This window comes from Streptomyces sp. NPDC058239, assembly GCF_042882185.1.
Taxonomy (GTDB): Bacteria; Actinomycetota; Actinomycetes; order Streptomycetales; family Streptomycetaceae; genus Streptomyces.
Genome location: NZ_JBHVWS010000052.1, coordinates 1 through 15,545, shown reverse-complemented (window position 1 = coordinate 15,545; position 15,545 = coordinate 1). Strand labels below are relative to the sequence as shown.

Annotated in this window: 13 protein-coding genes; 8 read left to right on the top strand and 5 right to left on the bottom strand. The window is 69.0% G+C overall.

Translation table 11 applies throughout. The features are described from left to right. The first annotated feature begins 161 nt into the window (after nt 1–161). Complete coding sequence (locus tag ACFVYE_RS37260; protein WP_383975156.1) at nt 162–839, top strand: BTAD domain-containing putative transcriptional regulator; 678 nt, start codon at nt 162–164, stop codon at nt 837–839. A 413-nt stretch (nt 840–1,252) separates the two neighbouring features. Here ACFVYE_RS37260 and ACFVYE_RS37255 read toward each other — a convergent pair whose 3' ends face one another. Then, a complete protein-coding gene (locus tag ACFVYE_RS37255; RefSeq protein WP_383975159.1) occupies nt 1,253–2,671 on the bottom strand; it encodes an ATP-binding protein in 1,419 nt (472 codons plus the stop codon). A 187-nt stretch (nt 2,672–2,858) separates the two neighbouring features. Here ACFVYE_RS37255 and ACFVYE_RS37250 point away from each other — a divergent pair, with 187 nt between their 5' ends. Beyond that, complete coding sequence (locus ACFVYE_RS37250; protein WP_383975162.1) at nt 2,859–3,398, top strand: ArsR/SmtB family transcription factor; 540 nt, start codon at nt 2,859–2,861, stop codon at nt 3,396–3,398. Then, on the top strand, nt 3,395–4,690 hold the full coding sequence (locus ACFVYE_RS37245) for an MFS transporter (RefSeq protein ID WP_383975165.1): 1,296 nt from the start codon (nt 3,395–3,397) through the stop codon (nt 4,688–4,690). Before ACFVYE_RS37250 ends, ACFVYE_RS37245 begins: the two co-directional genes overlap by 4 nt. A 1,350-nt stretch (nt 4,691–6,040) precedes the next feature. On the opposite strand, the gene ACFVYE_RS37240 is transcribed toward ACFVYE_RS37245, so the two are convergent. Both ACFVYE_RS37240 and ychF read right to left on the bottom strand, forming a co-directional pair. Next, entirely contained in the window at nt 6,041–7,480 is a 1,440-nt protein-coding gene (locus ACFVYE_RS37240; RefSeq protein WP_389608416.1) for an ATP-binding protein, read from the bottom strand. A gap of 171 nt (nt 7,481–7,651) precedes the next feature. Then, nucleotides 7,652–8,740 carry a redox-regulated ATPase YchF gene (ychF, locus tag ACFVYE_RS37235; RefSeq protein WP_383975171.1) on the bottom strand — a complete coding sequence of 363 codons (1,089 nt, stop codon included), beginning with the start codon at nt 8,738–8,740 and terminating at the stop codon, nt 7,652–7,654. A gap of 243 nt (nt 8,741–8,983) precedes the next feature. Here ychF and ACFVYE_RS37230 point away from each other — a divergent pair, with 243 nt between their 5' ends. Further along, nucleotides 8,984–9,589 (top strand): DUF6542 domain-containing protein, encoded by a 606-nt coding sequence (locus ACFVYE_RS37230; protein ID WP_176740220.1) that lies wholly within the window; start codon nt 8,984–8,986, stop codon nt 9,587–9,589. Between the two features lie 80 nt (nt 9,590–9,669). Here the strand turns inward: ACFVYE_RS37230 and ppgK are convergent, their stop codons facing one another. Then, nucleotides 9,670–10,410 carry a polyphosphate--glucose phosphotransferase gene (ppgK, locus tag ACFVYE_RS37225; RefSeq protein WP_383975174.1) on the bottom strand — a complete coding sequence of 247 codons (741 nt, stop codon included), beginning with the start codon at nt 10,408–10,410 and terminating at the stop codon, nt 9,670–9,672. Between the two features lie 67 nt (nt 10,411–10,477). Then, complete coding sequence (locus tag ACFVYE_RS37220) at nt 10,478–11,467, bottom strand: 4-hydroxy-3-methylbut-2-enyl diphosphate reductase (RefSeq protein ID WP_383975177.1); 990 nt, start codon at nt 11,465–11,467, stop codon at nt 10,478–10,480. A 74-nt stretch (nt 11,468–11,541) separates the two neighbouring features. Here ACFVYE_RS37220 and ACFVYE_RS37215 point away from each other — a divergent pair, with 74 nt between their 5' ends. The 4 genes from ACFVYE_RS37215 to ACFVYE_RS37200 all read left to right on the top strand — a co-directional run bounded on the left by ACFVYE_RS37215 (nt 11,542) and on the right by ACFVYE_RS37200 (nt 15,426). Next, on the top strand, nt 11,542–12,927 hold the full coding sequence (locus tag ACFVYE_RS37215) for an APC family permease (RefSeq protein WP_383975180.1): 1,386 nt from the start codon (nt 11,542–11,544) through the stop codon (nt 12,925–12,927). Nucleotides 12,928–12,999: 72 nt separating this feature from the next. After that, a complete protein-coding gene (gene xseA / locus ACFVYE_RS37210) occupies nt 13,000–14,211 on the top strand; it encodes an exodeoxyribonuclease VII large subunit (protein WP_383075847.1) in 1,212 nt (403 codons plus the stop codon). 109 nt (nt 14,212–14,320) lie between these two features. Then, nucleotides 14,321–14,587: an exodeoxyribonuclease VII small subunit gene (locus ACFVYE_RS37205; protein ID WP_383039982.1), complete on the top strand. Its 267-nt coding sequence runs from the start codon at nt 14,321–14,323 to the stop codon at nt 14,585–14,587. 248 nt (nt 14,588–14,835) lie between these two features. Further along, entirely contained in the window at nt 14,836–15,426 is a 591-nt protein-coding gene (locus ACFVYE_RS37200; RefSeq protein ID WP_383975184.1) for a malonic semialdehyde reductase, read from the top strand. The last annotated feature ends 119 nt before the right edge of the window (nt 15,427–15,545 follow it).

Sequence of the window (15,545 nt, the reverse complement as noted above, 5' to 3'; positions counted from 1 at the left end):
AACCTTGCCAGGAACATGACGAGCTGAGCATCATTGCCGCCATGCTTGCCACGGGGTCGCATTTTCGAGTGCTAGGCAGGGTTGAGTGGACCGTCGACGGACGCCCCAGAGCCATCGGTCGCCGCCGCGAACGTCTGTTACTGGGTTTACTCCTGCTGGAGATGGACCGGCCGCTCCCGATGGACCGGCTGATCGATCTGCTGTCGGACGAGGACGAACGGCCGCGGTCCCGGGCCGATCTGTATGTGGATGTCTCCCGGCTGCGGGCGAGCCTTCGCCAGGGCGGGTGCGACGGGTCGGTGCGGCTGGTGCGGAGCGGTTCGACGTACGCCCTGACCGGCGATCCGCAGCTGGTGGATCTGCACCGCTTCACTCAGCTGGTCAACCGGGCCCAGCGGAGCACGGAGCCGCAGGAGGTTTCACGACTCGCCTCGTCCGCCCTGGCCGAGTGGCGCGGGGCGGTGCTGGAGGACGTCGCGTCCGAGCGGACACGCCGAGGTGTCGGCACCGCTTTCGACGAACTGCTGATATCGGCGCAACTGCTCCGTGTCGCGGCGGAGTTCAAACTGCGTAACTACTGGTCGCTCGCCGCGGAGCTCGCGCGGCTCACCGAGGACCATCCGGAACACGAGATGCTCTTGGCCTTCCGTGCGGCCACGCTCTACGAATGCGGCCGTCGCGCGGATGCGCTGCGAGTGCTGTCCTCGGCGCGAGCACAGATGACCGCGCGACTGGGGTTGGATCTGAGCCGCGAGCTGCAGGATCTGCGCGAGGCGATCCTGCGGGGCAATCCCGTGGACCGCCGCATCTTCCGCTGCGGCGCCCTGGGCGCCGTGTGACGCACCGCCGCATCCCCGCCAACCCGGAACGGTAGAGGTGAGCAGGGGTGATGGCGGGTGGCGAGGGATCGGATTTCCCAACGCCATCCCGGCACGGGAAACAGCAAGGGGCCGACTCCCGGAAGAGTCGGCCCCCTTCCGACCTGCATGTTTACCAGATCAGCGATGTGGTGCTGTGTCACTCGCCGCACGTTGAAGCGGAACTCCACCACAACTTGTCTGACCTGCGGAAACGCGGAGTCATCCCAGCACCATCCCAGCACGGGATTCGCGACAAAATATGAGAGGGCTCGGGACCGCCAACGCTACACAACAGCGGTAAGCAGGGGGCCGAGGTTCGAGGGACTTCTCCGCGACGCCTGTTCAGCCTGACCGCGCTCCTCGTCTCCCGTGCCGCGCCTGACATCCGCCACTCACAGCGGCCAGGCGGTCAGCAAATCGCCGGGGCGGTAGGTGGCATCGAGCCCCGGACAGTCGACTCCACTACGCGAAACCGACACGACTGGAACAGGTTCGTCGGTGAGGGCAGCCCGGTGCCGATGCAGAGCGGCCAAGTCATGCCGGTCGAAGGGCGACTGCTCCAACCACTTGATGGAACCGACGAAGAGCAGCTCCTTGGCAATAGGGGCGCGGTCCGCCCCGACGATGTCGATTTCGACGTCGTTGGTGCGGGTCCAGTAGCCGCCCACTGCGGGGGCCGCGGGCAGCCCGTCATCGGGCAGTATCCGCGCCAGAGCCTCGCGGACAAGGGGCTCGACGGCTCGGCCACGCCAGCTGGTCCAGCTCTCCCGGATCCGCGCCAACGTCAGATCGCCCCGCCCTCGCTCGATCTCCTCCATGGACGGACCGAGCAGGTGCAGCCAAAACCGCAGATAGGGATCTGACACTCGGTAGCGGCGATCCTTCGACGGACGCAGCGACACGGGCAGTTCCGCGGCGACGATCCGCTTGTCCGTGAGCAACTCCAGCGCTCGCTGCAGGGGCGTGGCCCCGATACCGCCGGCCGCACGGGCGATGTTGGTAAAGGTTCTCTCGCCACTGCCAATGGCCGCCAGCACCGTACGCGCCTGAGCCTGCGGAGGGAACTCGGCAGCCAACGAGCGCTCGGCCGACACCAGCAGGGCCGAGACCGGGTCACTCAGCGCCTCGCCCAGGAAGTCCCAAAGCCCCGCGCCCCGCGGCCACTCCGCGCAGATCAGCGGCAACCCGCCGGTGACCAGTGCGGCGTCGAAGGCTTCCGCCGGATCCAGCCCGAGCATCTGCCCCACCTCGGCGGGATTGAGCGGTCCCAGCACCATCTCCCGGCCGCGCTGGTGGAAGGGTCGCCCGTAGCTGTTCAGGGCCTCCATCATCGACAGATCGGAACCGATGAGGACCAGCAGCACCGGCTTGGTCTCCAGCACCCGATCCCAGGCCCGCTGCAGCATCCCCTCAAAGGCGCCATCGGCATCCATCAGGTACGGCACTTCGTCGATGACAAGCACGCTCGCCCGGTCGGCGGGCAGCGCCGCGGCCAGCACGTCGAACGCGGCATCCCAGCTCTCCGGCCGCGCGGCGGCCACCAGCCCCGCCAACGGCAGCGTCGATGCCTGGGCGTCCCGGGCCAGCCGTGCCAGATCATCCCCTGGGGACGCACCGGTCGCCGCGTAGAACAAGAACGGGGCTCCGGAGCGCTCCGCAAACCGCTCGACCAGTCGCGACTTGCCCACGCGGCGCCGCCCACGCAACATCACGCACCGACCGGGCCGCTCCCCGCCAACCCCTGTCGCCACCTTCTGAAGCTCTCGCTCCAGCGTCGCCAGCTCGTGCCGACGACCTACGAAGTCCACCATGCCTGCCGACCTCCACCCACGACACTGACATTAATGTTAGTAACTTCAACGTTAGCATCATGGATGCCGGCCGTAAGCGACTGATCACAGGGCGCAGCAGAACGCGAGCCCCGCTGGACGGCGAATTCCCGGAAGGACGTACGGAGTTCCCTTGCCCAATGGTCAAGAATCGTTGACCATTGGGCGCATGCCTGCTGAGGATCTTCCCGAGACGTTTCACGTCACCACTGACGAGCAGCTACGCGCCGTTTCCAATCTCACGCGTCACCGGATCATGGCCGTGCTCCGCTTCGAGCCCGCGACGATTACGCAGATCGCCGAGCGGGTGGGCCTTGCGAAGGGGAGTTCCAGCTACCACGTACGGCTGCTCGAACGGGCCGGCCTGGTGAAGGTGGTACGAACGCGGAAGGTCCGGGGGGTCACCGAGCGGTACTACGCAATGGCCGCGCGGGCGATCGTGCTGCCGGATCCGGGCGAGGGAGGCCCGGATGTGCTGATGCGGCACGCGGTGGCGGACCTGGAGGCAGCGCCGATGGATGGCGAGCGGCACGTGCGGATGGCGCATCTGCGGCTCACCGAGGAGCAGTTCGCGGAGCTGGGGGCGCGGCTGCAGGCGCTGGCGGACGAGTACCGGGAGCTGTCCGATCCGTCGCTGCCGAACGCGTCACTCGTCTTCGCACTGTTCCACCCGGCACCGCGCGAGCCGGCCGAAGGGGACGCCAAGTGACCTCAGACGTTCGGAAGCTGCCGACCGGGTTCGGACGGCTGTGGACCGCGCAGACGGTGTCCTCGCTCGGTGACGGGGTGTCGCATGCCGCGCTGCCGCTGCTCGCGTTGGCGTTGACGCGGGATCCGATGGCGCTCGCCGTCGTCACGGCCGCCGGAACGCTGCCGTGGCTGCTCTTCGGGGTGCTCGGCGGTGCGCTGGTGGACCGCTGGGACCGCCGGCGCACGATGTGGGTCACGGACGCGGCGCGTGCGGTGCTGCTCGCGATACCGGCGGCAGCGGCCGCGCTCGACGTGCTGAGCATTCCACTGCTCGCGGCCGTCGCCTTCCTGCTCGGCCTCGGCGGACTCTTCTTCGACACGGCCGCCACGGCCTATCTGCCGGATCTGCTCGGCCGCGACCCCGCACTCCTGGAGCGCGCCAACTCCCGCCTGCGCGGCGCCCAGACCGCCATGTCCGGCTTCGCGGGGCCGCCCGCGGGCAGTGCGCTGCTCGCGCTCGGGCGGGCGGTACCGCTGCTCGCCGACGCGGTGTCGTTCGCGCTCTCCGCACTGCTCGTACGGTCGCTGCCCGCCGCGCCCCGGCCCGTACCGGAGGCCCGCGAGTCGCTGCTTCGGCAGGCGCGGGCCGGGGCCTCGTACGTCTTCCGGGATCGGCTGCTGCTCGGGCTCGCGCTCCGTCCGGCGGTCGGGAACATCGCCTTCCTCGCCGTGGAGACCGTCCTCGCCCTCTTCGCGCACGACCGCCTCGGCATCGACACCTTCGGCTTCGGCCTGCTCCTCACGGCGGAGGCCACCGGCGGTCTGCTCGGCGCGGGCATCGCCTCCTTCCTCGGCCGACGACTCGGCACCGGCACCGCGCTGACCTGCACGGCCGCGGTCGAGGGACTCGCCATCCTGGGGCTTGCCGCCGCCCCGAATCCGTACGTGGCCGGGCTCGCACTCGCCGTCTGCGGGGCGGGCATGGGCGCCACGATGGTGCTCGGGCCCTCGCTGCGGCAGGCGATCGTCCCGGCCCACCTGATGGGCCGGGTCGCCTCCACCTCCCGCATGCTCGCCATGTGCGCCGCCCCGTTCGGCGCCTTCCTCGGCGGCTGGCTGGCCACCACGTACGACGTACGCACCCCGCTCTACACCGCCGCCGGCCTCCTGCTCGCCATGACCGCCGTCACGGCGACCATGACCAGCAACCGCCGGGTCGAGGCGGCACTGCGTGGCGCTGCCTCGACCGACCGTCCAGGTCACCCGGAATCCGAGGACCCCGTTCAGGAGGGTGCACCCGCGTCGTCGTGACGCTTTCGCAGGAGGTGGCACGAAAGTTGCGGTGTGGAGGTTGATCGGCAGTCGCTGTCAGTACCGGCGCCACTGCTCCGGCCGCTGCCGCGAGCCCCCGCGAGGCGAAGCACAGCGTCGAGCGGGAGGATCTCCGTCCATCAAGTCGGGTGGCAAGAGCCACCCAGGTTTCGAGTGCTGAACTACCCACGTTGCTGATGCACCGTTGGAGCTCGCTGTGCTCGTTGCCGAAATACCGGTAGCGAGCCGAGTCGATGCTGCCCTGGCGCTCGCATACCGCGTGGGCGTCATAGCGGGTGAGGTCACCGGCGACGCAGATGAGCCTGGGCGCGCACCCGCTCCTCTACTAGGCGTGAGGGCGGGGCGCCACTCGCCTGCACACTCCCTGCCGCAAGGCACTGGACAGCGCACAACCCAGCACGGGCATTCCGTCTGATCCCAGCACAATTCCAGCACGGGGGAAAACAAAGGGGCCGACTCCGAAGAGTCGGACCCTTTCCGACCTGCATATTTGCCAGATCAGCGACGTGGCGACATGTCAGCCGCCACACGTTGAGGCGGAACATATCGGGGCTGGATCTGACCTGCTGCGGAGCATCGATCGCGGCCCTGACCAGGCAATTCCCCGTTGGGATGCGTTGGCTTCCGCCGGGCATTTACGAGTGTCTTGCGGACTGCCTGCGGACTCGTGTCGGCCGTGCCGAGGCACAGAAATCCAAGCCGCACCGGCCAAGCCGTCGACAAGATTGCGCAGGTAAGCACCCCCCTCCTGTGGGCAGCCACGAAGCCGCCGTCGGCCGCGCCCGGTACGGCCGACGTACCACGACGGCTATGACCTGCGTCACGCCTAATGTCTCCGTACGGCCAACTTCCCCATGCCACGCCCCTTGCCTGCACCCCATGAGCAGCGACAACTCGGGAGGTCGAACGCGCAGCCATGCTGCGCACTGCGCCACGCCACGGCCTGCCGACGGATCGACACCGAGTGTGCCCCCTCCCGGGCAGGCACACTCCCCAGGAAGGAGGCCGCGGGCACGGGTCATGGCGGCGAGGAACTGACTGCGCGCGAGTTGCGGGCGTCCGGTCTCCGCTTCTACGGGACCGGGGGCGCGGGAGGCAGACCTGGGTCCGTAGCTCAGATCCCGGCCGTGACCAGAGCGCATAGAGGGCGCGTTCTGGTGCCGACGGTCCTCAAGATACGGGTGTTGAGGCAGTGGGGCCGATCCGGCCGCGGTAGACCTCGTCGCTGCGCTCATCTCGCAAGGTGCGAGTCGGAGCGCATTGCTGACGATGCTCCTGTGCGGGGCTCCGCCGGATCATTCACGACGTGAGAGATCCCGGACTTCGCGGCTATCGGGGCTGCCACGCCCGTACGAGGTCCTCCGGCCCCCAGTGCGCGGCGAGCGGCAGATCATCGGTCACCCCACAGCGGGAGACCGCGACCAGTGGAGTATCCGGGGCGGTACCGGGGACGGCGAGCATGTCGCGCACCAAGGCGTCGTACTCATGACGGCCGAAGGGCTGGGTCTCCAGCCACTTGACCGACCCGACGAAGGACACCTGCCGGGCCACCGGCTCGCGGTCTGCACCGATGAGGTCGATCTCGGGGTTGTTCTGACGGTTCCACCAACCGCCGATGGCCTCGGTCTCGGGCCACTCATCATTGGGCATCAGACGCAGCAAGGACTCGCGGATCAGTGGCTCGACCGCTCGCCCGCGCCAACTGGTCCATGACCGCTCGATGCGTTCCAGTGCCAAGTCACCGCGGCCTCGCTCGATGAGTGGGATCGCGCGTGCCAGGAACGCCAGCCAGAACCGCAGATACGGGTCGGCGATCCGGTAGCGCTTGTTCTTGCTGTCCGGCTTGACCGACAGGGGGAGATCAGCAGCCAGGACTCGCTTGGCCTGCAGCATGGCCAGCAGCGGGGAGAGCGTGCCGGACGGCAGAGCGCTGGCGCCGCCGGCCTGGGCTGCGATTGCACTGAACGTGCGCTCACCGCTGCCAACCGCTTCCAGCACGGACCGTGAGTGCGAAGCCTCGGGGAATTCGCCCAGCAGGGACAGCTCGCCGGCCACCAGCAGGGGCGAGAGAGGATTGGCGACCGACGCCTGCAAGAAGGCTGTACGCCCCATTCCCGGCCGCCACGACTGCACGATCTCGGGGAATCCGCCAGTGATCAACTGGGCGTCGACGGCCCCTGCGGCGTCGAGTTCGGTCATGGCCTGTACGTCGGCCAGATTCAGGGGGTGGACGGTCATTTTCGCTGCCCGACCGAAGAACGGGCGTCCGTACGACTGCAGTGCCTCCATCACCGATGTATCGCTGCCAACCAGCAGCAGAAGCACGGGCTTGGAGGACAAGTGACGGTCCCAGACAGTCTGGAGTGCGCCCTCGAATTCCTGATCCTGCTCGACCAGCCAGGGCACCTCGTCGATCACCGCGATGCTGGGCGAGTCATCGGGTACCGCGAGCACCAGAGAGCGCAGGGCCTGGTTCCAGTCCTGCGCCTGGAGGCCGGCGACCAGCTCCGCCCCAGGCAGTAGCGACTGCGCGAGCGTCGCGGCAAAGTCGGCGCGCTCCGTCACAGGGTTGCGCCCACGGGTGGCCTGAAACACCACGTACGGCGCTCCCGAGCGGTCGCAGAACTCCTGGACCAGTCGCGACTTCCCTACTCGGCGCCGGCCCGTCATGATCACAGCCCGCCCCCGAGTGGCTCCAACCGCCTCTACCACTGTCCGGTACTGCTCAGCCAGCAGCTCAAGATCTCCGGCCCGACCTTGAAACTCCACGACGCACCCCTGAAGACAATTAACGTAGATAGATTCTTACGTAGATTGAATCTTACTTAACCTCGTGACCTGATGGATCGAACGGGGGAAAACCCAGGGGCCCGACTCGGAAGAGCCGGGCCCCTTCTGGCCTGCTTTTTTGCCAGATCGGTGACGTACCGTATCGCGCCGCTACACGTTGAAGCGGAACTCCACCACGTCCCCGTCCTGCATCACATAGTCCTTGCCCTCCATACGGGCCTTGCCCTTGGCGCGGGCCTCGGCGACCGAGCCCATTTCGACCAGGTCCTCGAAGGAGACGATCTCCGCCTTGATGAAGCCCTTCTGGAAGTCGGTGTGGATCACACCGGCCGCCTCGGGGGCCGTGGCGCCCTTCTTGATCGTCCAGGCTCGGGCTTCCTTCGGGCCGGCCGTGAGGTAGGTCTGCAGGCCCAGGGTGTCGAAGCCGACGCGGCCGAGGGTGGCGAGGCCGGGCTCTTCCTGGCCCATGGACTGGAGGAGTTCGAGGGCCTCGTCGTCGTCGAGCTCGATCAGCTCGGACTCGATCTTGGCGTTGAGGAAGATCGCCTCGGCGGGAGCGACCAGGGCGCGCTGCTCGTTCTTGAAGTCCTCGTCGACCAGCTCGTCCTCGTCGACGTTGAAGACGTAGAGGAAAGGCTTGGTGGTGAGGAGGTGCAACTCGTGGAGGAGCTTGCCCTTCTCCGTGCCTGCGGAGATGCCCGCGGCGAAGAGGGTCTGGCCGGACTCGAGGATCTTCTGGGCCTCCTCGACCGCGGCGAGGACCGCGACCTTCTCCTTCTGGAGGCGGGACTCCTTCGTGAGGCGCGGGACGGCCTTCTCGACGGACTGGAGGTCGGCGAGGATCAGCTCGGTGTTGATCGTCTCGATGTCGTCCTTGGGCGAGACCTTGCCGTCGACGTGGACGACGTTCTCGTCCTTGAAGGCGCGAATGACCTGGCAGATCGCGTCGGACTCGCGGATGTTCGCGAGGAACTTGTTGCCCAGGCCCTCACCCTCCGAAGCACCTCGGACGATGCCGGCGATGTCGACGAAGTCGACCGTCGCGGGGAGCAGCCTCTGGGAGCCGAAGATCTCCGCCAGCTTGTTCAGCCGCGAGTCGGGGACGCCGACGACGCCCACGTTCGGCTCGATCGTGGCGAACGGGTAGTTGGCCGCCAGCACGTCGTTCTTGGTCAGGGCGTTGAACAGGGTCGACTTGCCGACATTCGGCAGGCCGACGATTCCGATCGTGAGCGACACGTTGGCGACTTCCTGAGGAGTGAGGAGGCGGGATGAGGAGGAGGTGGTGGGACGGCGGAAATGCGTCGGGCCCGGGTGGGCCGATTCTCCAGTTTACGGGCGGGGGCGACCGGGTAGCCACGGGTCCGGTCGGGCGTCGATTCGGTTCCCGTTCGGCCGTGTGGCATCGAACTCACCCCCTAGGTCGCCCAAAGCGCGTGTCCCGCACCCGTTTCCTCCCGCCCGGCGACCTACGTTGTCCCGGTGGAGCAGCACAGGACACGTCCCCCGCAGCGCAGGCAGTCTCGGCAGGCCCCGCTGTCCCCGCAGGGCACCATCGACGAAGCCGCCGCCGTCTATCGGGTGATGGACGCGAAGCCGGAGGGCCGGTCCCGGCCGGTACCGCCCGCCGTTCTCGCGCTGCGCAGGCTGCCGAATCCCCGGCTGACCGGCATCGGTGCGGGGCTCTTCGCCGCCGCCTCCATGTTCCTGCTGGCGTGCCTCGACTGGCTGGTCCTCGACGGTTCATCGACCGTGTTCGGGGTGCTGTTCCTGCCGGTCAGCGCTCTGACCGCGCTGTGGGTACGGCCCGCGGACCTGGTGACAGCGCCGATCATCGTGCCGATCGCATTCGCCGTCGGCGTCATCCCGATCTCCGGCGGCACGGGCGGCTTCGGCGGCCAGACCATGGCGCTCGTCACCGCGCTCGCCGTACATGCCGGGTGGCTGTACGGCGGGACGCTCATCGCCGGGCTCATCGCGACCGTACGGAAGGTACGGCTGATGCGGCAGCGGCAACGTCAGCGTCGGATGCTGCTCGCCGCGCAGACGGCGCGGCCCGCCCAGCCGCCCCGTCGCCCCCAGCGCTGACCGGGGCCGAAAAACGGCGGGCGCGTCGCCCCCAGCGGTGGCTGGGGGCCGCGGGGCAGGGCGGGGCAGCCGGGTGAGCCCTACGCCGTGTTCGCCGCCGCCATCGCCGCTCCCACGATGCCCGCGTTGTTCTGCAGCTCCGCCGGCACCATCTCGGCCCGTACATGCTCGATCAGCGGCAGGAACTTGTCGGCCTTGCGGCTGACTCCGCCGCCGATGATGAAGAGCTCGGGCGAGAACAGCATCTCCACATGGGTCAGGTATCTCTGCACCCGATGCGCCCAGTGGTGCCAGCTCAGCGCCTCGTCCTCCTTGGCCTTGGTGGAGGCGTGCTTCTCCGCGTCGTGGCCGTTCAGCTCCAGATGGCCCAGCTCGGTGTTGGGGACGAGCTTGCCGTCGATGAAGAGCGCGCTGCCGATTCCCGTACCGAGCGTCAGGACGATCACCGTCCCATTGCGGTCGCGCCCCGCGCCGAACGCCATCTCCGCGATACCGGCCGCGTCGGCGTCGTTCAGGATGGTGACGGGAAGGCCGAGTCTGTCGCCGAGCAGCCCGCGTGCGTCCAAGTCGATCCAGCTCTTGTCGACATTGGCCGCAGAGCGTGTGCAGCCGCTCGTGACGACGCCCGGGAAGGTGATGCCCACCGGGCCCGACCAGTCGAAATGACCGACCACATCGGCCACGCAACCGGCCACGTCCTTGGGCGTGGCCGGGTGCGGTGTCAGTACTTTGTGGCGCTCCTGCGCCAGGTCTCCGCGGTCCAGGTCCACGGGAGCACCCTTGATCCCGGATCCGCCGATGTCCACGCCGAAGATCTGCATGCAATCCACGGTACGGGCAGGTGGCCCGGCTCACTTCCCGGAGCGGGAAGCCGTCGACGCGAAGCCGTCACTTCTCCACGAGCGCCGCGGCCTCGGCGCGCAGGTCGCGGCGGAGTTCCTTGGGCAGTGAGAAGGTGATGGACTCCTCGGCCGCCTTCACGATCTCCACGTCCTCGAAACCGCGCTCCGAGAGCCACGCCAGGACGCCGTCGACCAGGACCTCGGGAACGGACGCGCCCGAGGTGACGCCGACCGTGGAGACACCCTCCAGCCAGGCCTCGTCGATTTCGTCGGCGAAGTCGACCAGATGGGCGTCGTCGGCACCGGCGCCGAGGGCGACCTCGACCAGACGGACCGAGTTCGAGGAGTTCTTGGAGCCGACGACGATCACGAGGTCGGCGTCGGCGCCCATCTGCTTCACGGCGATCTGTCGGTTCTGCGTGGCGTAGCAGATGTCGTCGCTGGGCGGCGAGACAAGGAGCGGGAACTTCTCCTTGAGCGCGCCGACCGTCTCCATCGTCTCGTCGACGGAGAGCGTGGTCTGGGAGAGCCAGACGACCTTCGACGGGTCGCGCACCTCGACACTCGCGACATCCTCGGGGCCGTCGACCAGCGTGATGTGCTCGGGGGCCTCGCCGGAGGTGCCGATGACCTCCTCGTGGCCCTCGTGGCCGATCAGGAGGATGTCGAAGTCGTCCTGCGCGAAGCGGACGGCTTCCTTGTGGACCTTGGTGACCAGGGGGCAGGTCGCGTCGATCGTGGCGAGCTTCCGCTCGGCCGCCTCCTCGTGCACGGTCGGCGCGACGCCGTGCGCGGAGAACATCACGATCGAGCCCTCGGGGACCTCCGCCGTCTCCTCGACGAAGATCGCGCCCTTCTTCTCCAGGGTCTGTACGACGTACTTGTTGTGGACGATCTCGTGGCGCACGTACACCGGGGAGCCGTACTGCTCCAGGGCTTTCTCCACGGCGATCACGGCACGGTCCACGCCCGCGCAGTAGCCACGGGGAGCGGCGAGCAGGACGCGGCGGGGTGTCGTAGCAGTCATGCGTCCCATCGTAAGGCCGAGCCGGACGCGCGGAAGATCGGCGGGGTCGCGAGACTGATGCGTACGCGATCGACGGAGGGCTCATGTCGGGGACGGGCAGCGGCAGCGGCGGCGGGGTCACGGAGGCGGAGGGGGCGCACCAGGAGGAAGGCAGGCTGCGGCGGACACTCGGCTTCCGGGATCTGGTGGTCTACGGGCTCCTCTTCATCGCTCCGATGGCGCCCGTCGGTGTATTCGGCACACTCGATGCGAAATCGGGCGGTGCGGTCGCGCTGGTCTATGTCTCGGCGACCGTCGTGATGGCGTTCACGGCCTTCAGCTACGCCCAGATGGTGCGGGTGGCCCCGCTGGCGGGCTCGGTCTTCGCGTACGCCCGCAAGGGGCTCGGGGAAGGGCCGGGGTTCATCGCCGGGTGGATGGCGATGCTCGACTATCTGCTGATCCCCGCGGTCGCCTATCTCTTCTCCGGGATCGCGCTGAACTCGCTCGTGCCGTCGGTGTCGCGGTGGGTGTGGACGGCGCTCGCGGTCGTCGTCACCACGCTGCTCAATCTCTGGGGTGTACGGGCTGCCGCCCGGGCCGGCTTCGCGGTGCTCGCGATGGAGATCGTGGTGCTGCTGGTGTTCCTGGTCTCGGCGGTGGTGGTTCTTGTACGGGACGGGGCGCAGCGCGGCTGGCTGACCCCGCTCACCGGCGATTCCGGCTTCTCCGCTTCGGCGGTGCTGGGGGCGGTGTCGGTGGCCGTGCTGTCGTATCTGGGCTTCGACGCGATCGCCTCGTTCGCGGAGGAGGTGACGGGGGGCTCGTCGAAGGTGGCGCGGGCGGTGCTGTTCTGTCTGGTGCTCGCGGGTGTGCTGTTCGTGGCGCAGGGATATCTGGCAGCGCTGCTGGAGCCGATGACGTCGGCGGAGCTGGCCGCCGATCCGGCCGCGCAGGGGTCGGCGTTCTACGACACGGTGGACTTCGCGGTCGGGACCTGGTTGCACGATCTGGTGGCGGTCAGCAAGGCGATCGGGGCGGCCTTCGCGGCACTGGCCGGGCAGGCGGCCGCGGGGCGGCTGCTGTTCGCGATGGCCAGGGAGCGGCGGCTGCCTTTGCTGCTGTCGAAGGTCGACCCGCGGTCCGGGGTGCCGCGGGTCGCGATCCTGCTCGCCGCGACGGTGACGCTGGTGGCGGCGGTGTGGGCTGCCCGGCGCGCCGACGGTCTCGACCATCTGGTGTCGGTCGTCGACATCGGTGCGCTGACGGCGTTCGTGCTGCTGCACGCGTCGGTGGTCGGCTGGTTCGCCGTACGCCGGATGGAGGGGCCGCCCAGCTGGTGGCGGCATGTGCTGATGCCGGTGGTGGGCGCGGGGGTGCTGATCGCGGTGATCGTGGAGGCGACCGCGAGCGCTCAGGTGGTGGGGGTGTGCTGGCTGGGGGTGGGGTTGGTGGTGCTTGCGCTGCAGTGGGGGCGGCGCACAGCCTGAGGCGGGGGGCGAGTCGGAGTGGCTGTTGTCGTGGGCGGCTGATTGTCGGCGGGGGCGGATACGCTCGCTCGCATGGCTCTCCAAACGTCCGCGGAAGCTCCGCTGCCCGTCGGTGATGTGTCGCGGCTGATCGGGGGGTGGATCGACCGGCTCGGCGCCGTCTGGGTCGAGGGTCAGATCACCCAGCTGTCACGGCGGCCGGGCGCCGGCGTGGTGTTTCTGACGCTGCGCGACCCGTCGCAGGACATCTCGGTGAGCGTGACGTGCTTCCGCCAGGTCTTCGACCGGATCGCGGATGTCGTGACGGAGGGGGCGCGGGTCGTCGTGCTCGCCAAGCCCGAGTGGTACGCGCCGCGCGGCCAGCTGTCCCTGCGGGCCACGGAGATACGGCCGGTCGGCATCGGTGAGCTGCTGGTCCGACTTGAGCAGCTCAAGAAGTCGCTGGCCTCGGAGGGGCTCTTCGCACTCGACCGGAAGAAGCCGCTGCCGTTCCTGCCGCAGCTGATCGGACTGGTCTGCGGCCGGGCCTCGGCGGCCGAACGCGACGTCCTGGAGAACGCGCGGCGGCGGTGGCCCGCGGTGCGGTTCGAGGTGCGTAACACGGCGGTGCAGGGAGTGCACGCGGTGAATCAGGTCGTCCAGGCCGTGAAGGAGCTGGACGACCTCCCGGATGTCGACGTGATCGTGGTGGCGCGGGGTGGCGGCAGCGTGGAGGATCTGCTGCCGTTCTCGGACGAGCAGCTGATCCGTACGGTCGCCGCGTGCCGTACGCCGGTGGTTTCGGCGATCGGTCATGAGCCGGACTCCCCGCTGCTCGACCTGGTCGCGGATCTGCGCGCCTCCACTCCGACGGATGCGGCGAAGAAGGTCGTGCCCGATGTGGGCGAGGAGCTGGACCGGGTGCAGCAGCTGCGGGACCGTGCGCTGCGGACGGTACGGGGGCTGCTGGACCGGGAGGAGCGGGGGCTGGCGCATGCGCTGGGCCGGCCCGCGATGGAGCATCCCCAGCGGATGGTGGACGAGCGGGCGTCGGAGATCGATGCGCTGATCGGGCGGGGCCGGCGGGTGCTGGGGCATCTGCTGGACCGGGCGGACTCGGAGCTCGCCCATACCCGGGCGCGGGTGGTCGCGTTGTCGCCCGCGGCGACACTGGAGCGCGGGTATGCGGTGCTGCAGCGGGCGGACGGCCATGTGGTGCGGGCTCCCGCGGACGCGGGGGCGCCGGGCGATCTGCTTCGGGCGCGGGTTTCGGGTGGCGAGTTCGCGGTGCGGGTGAGCGAGTGAGCGGGGGTTCGGTGCCGGGCGGACGAGGCGGACGGGCGGCTCGGCGGCTCGAAAGCGATGACGGGCGAGGCAGGAGGCTCCTGATGGACCGGAACGTAGGGTGGGGCGCATGACGGACGACGGGACTACGACGGCTGGTGCCGCGGGCACGCTCGGATACGAGCAGGCCCGTGACGAGCTGATCGAGGTGGTGCGCCGCCTGGAGGCGGGCGGTACGACGCTGGAGGAGTCCCTCGCGCTGTGGGAGCGGGGCGAGGAGCTGGCTAAGGTGTGCAGGCACTGGCTGGAAGGCGCGCGCGCACGGCTGGATGCGGCCCTGGCGGGGCCGGCCGACCCCCAGGAGAGCGGCGGCGGCACGACAGCCGACAACGGCTGAGGCCTCCCCGACTTCCCCGGCTTCCGGCTTCCCGGTTGTCCCGGCTTTTCGGACGAGGCCGACCACGGCGAGGTGCGCGCCAGGCAGGCGGCGCCCGCGATCGGATCCCCTGCCGGCGAATGGCACAAGAGGCCCGCGCTGTGGAACAGATCACTCCACCCCAGCTTTAGTTGAAAGTTAACCTACCTCTCCGTTACCGTGGTCGGCGTCGCTTGATCCCCGTGTACCTCCGGAAGGTAAAACGCAAGATGTCCATCGTTCTTGACCCCGCCGCCCAGGACCTCCTCTTCCGTGAGGCCCGCACCGCCAACACCTTCACCGACGAGCCGGTGACCGAGGAGCAGGTCCAGGCGATCTACGACCTGGTCAAGTACGGCCCCACCGCGTTCAACCAGTCGCCGCTGCGCGTCGTCCTGGTCCGCTCCGACGACGCCCGTGCGCGCCTCGTCAAGCACATGGCCGAGGGCAACCAGCCGAAGACCTCGACCGCCCCGCTGGTCGCCATCCTGGTCGCCGACAACGAGTTCCACGAGGAGCTCCCGGCCCTGATGCCGCACTTCCCGCAGGCCAAGGACGCGTTCTTCTCCGAGCGCCCGGTCCGCGAGTCGTCCGCCGCCCTCAACGGTGCGCTGCAGGCCGCGTACTTCATCATCGGCGTCCGCGCCGCCGGCCTCGCCGCGGGCCCGATGACCGGCTACGACGCCGCGGGCATCGAGAAGGAGTTCCTGGACGGCGACCACAAGGTGCTGATGGTCGTCAACATCGGCAAGCCGGGCGAGGACGCCTGGTTCCCGCGTCTGCCGCGCCTCGCCTACGACGAGGTCGTCACGACCGTCTGACCGTCGCAACGCGTACGGAGGAGGCCCTGGAGGCCCATGAGCGGCCCAGCCCCCACGGCCAGCGTGGGGGGGTGTTTGAGGCCCAGTACCCCGCCCCGGGAGCCAGCGCGGCGTTGTGG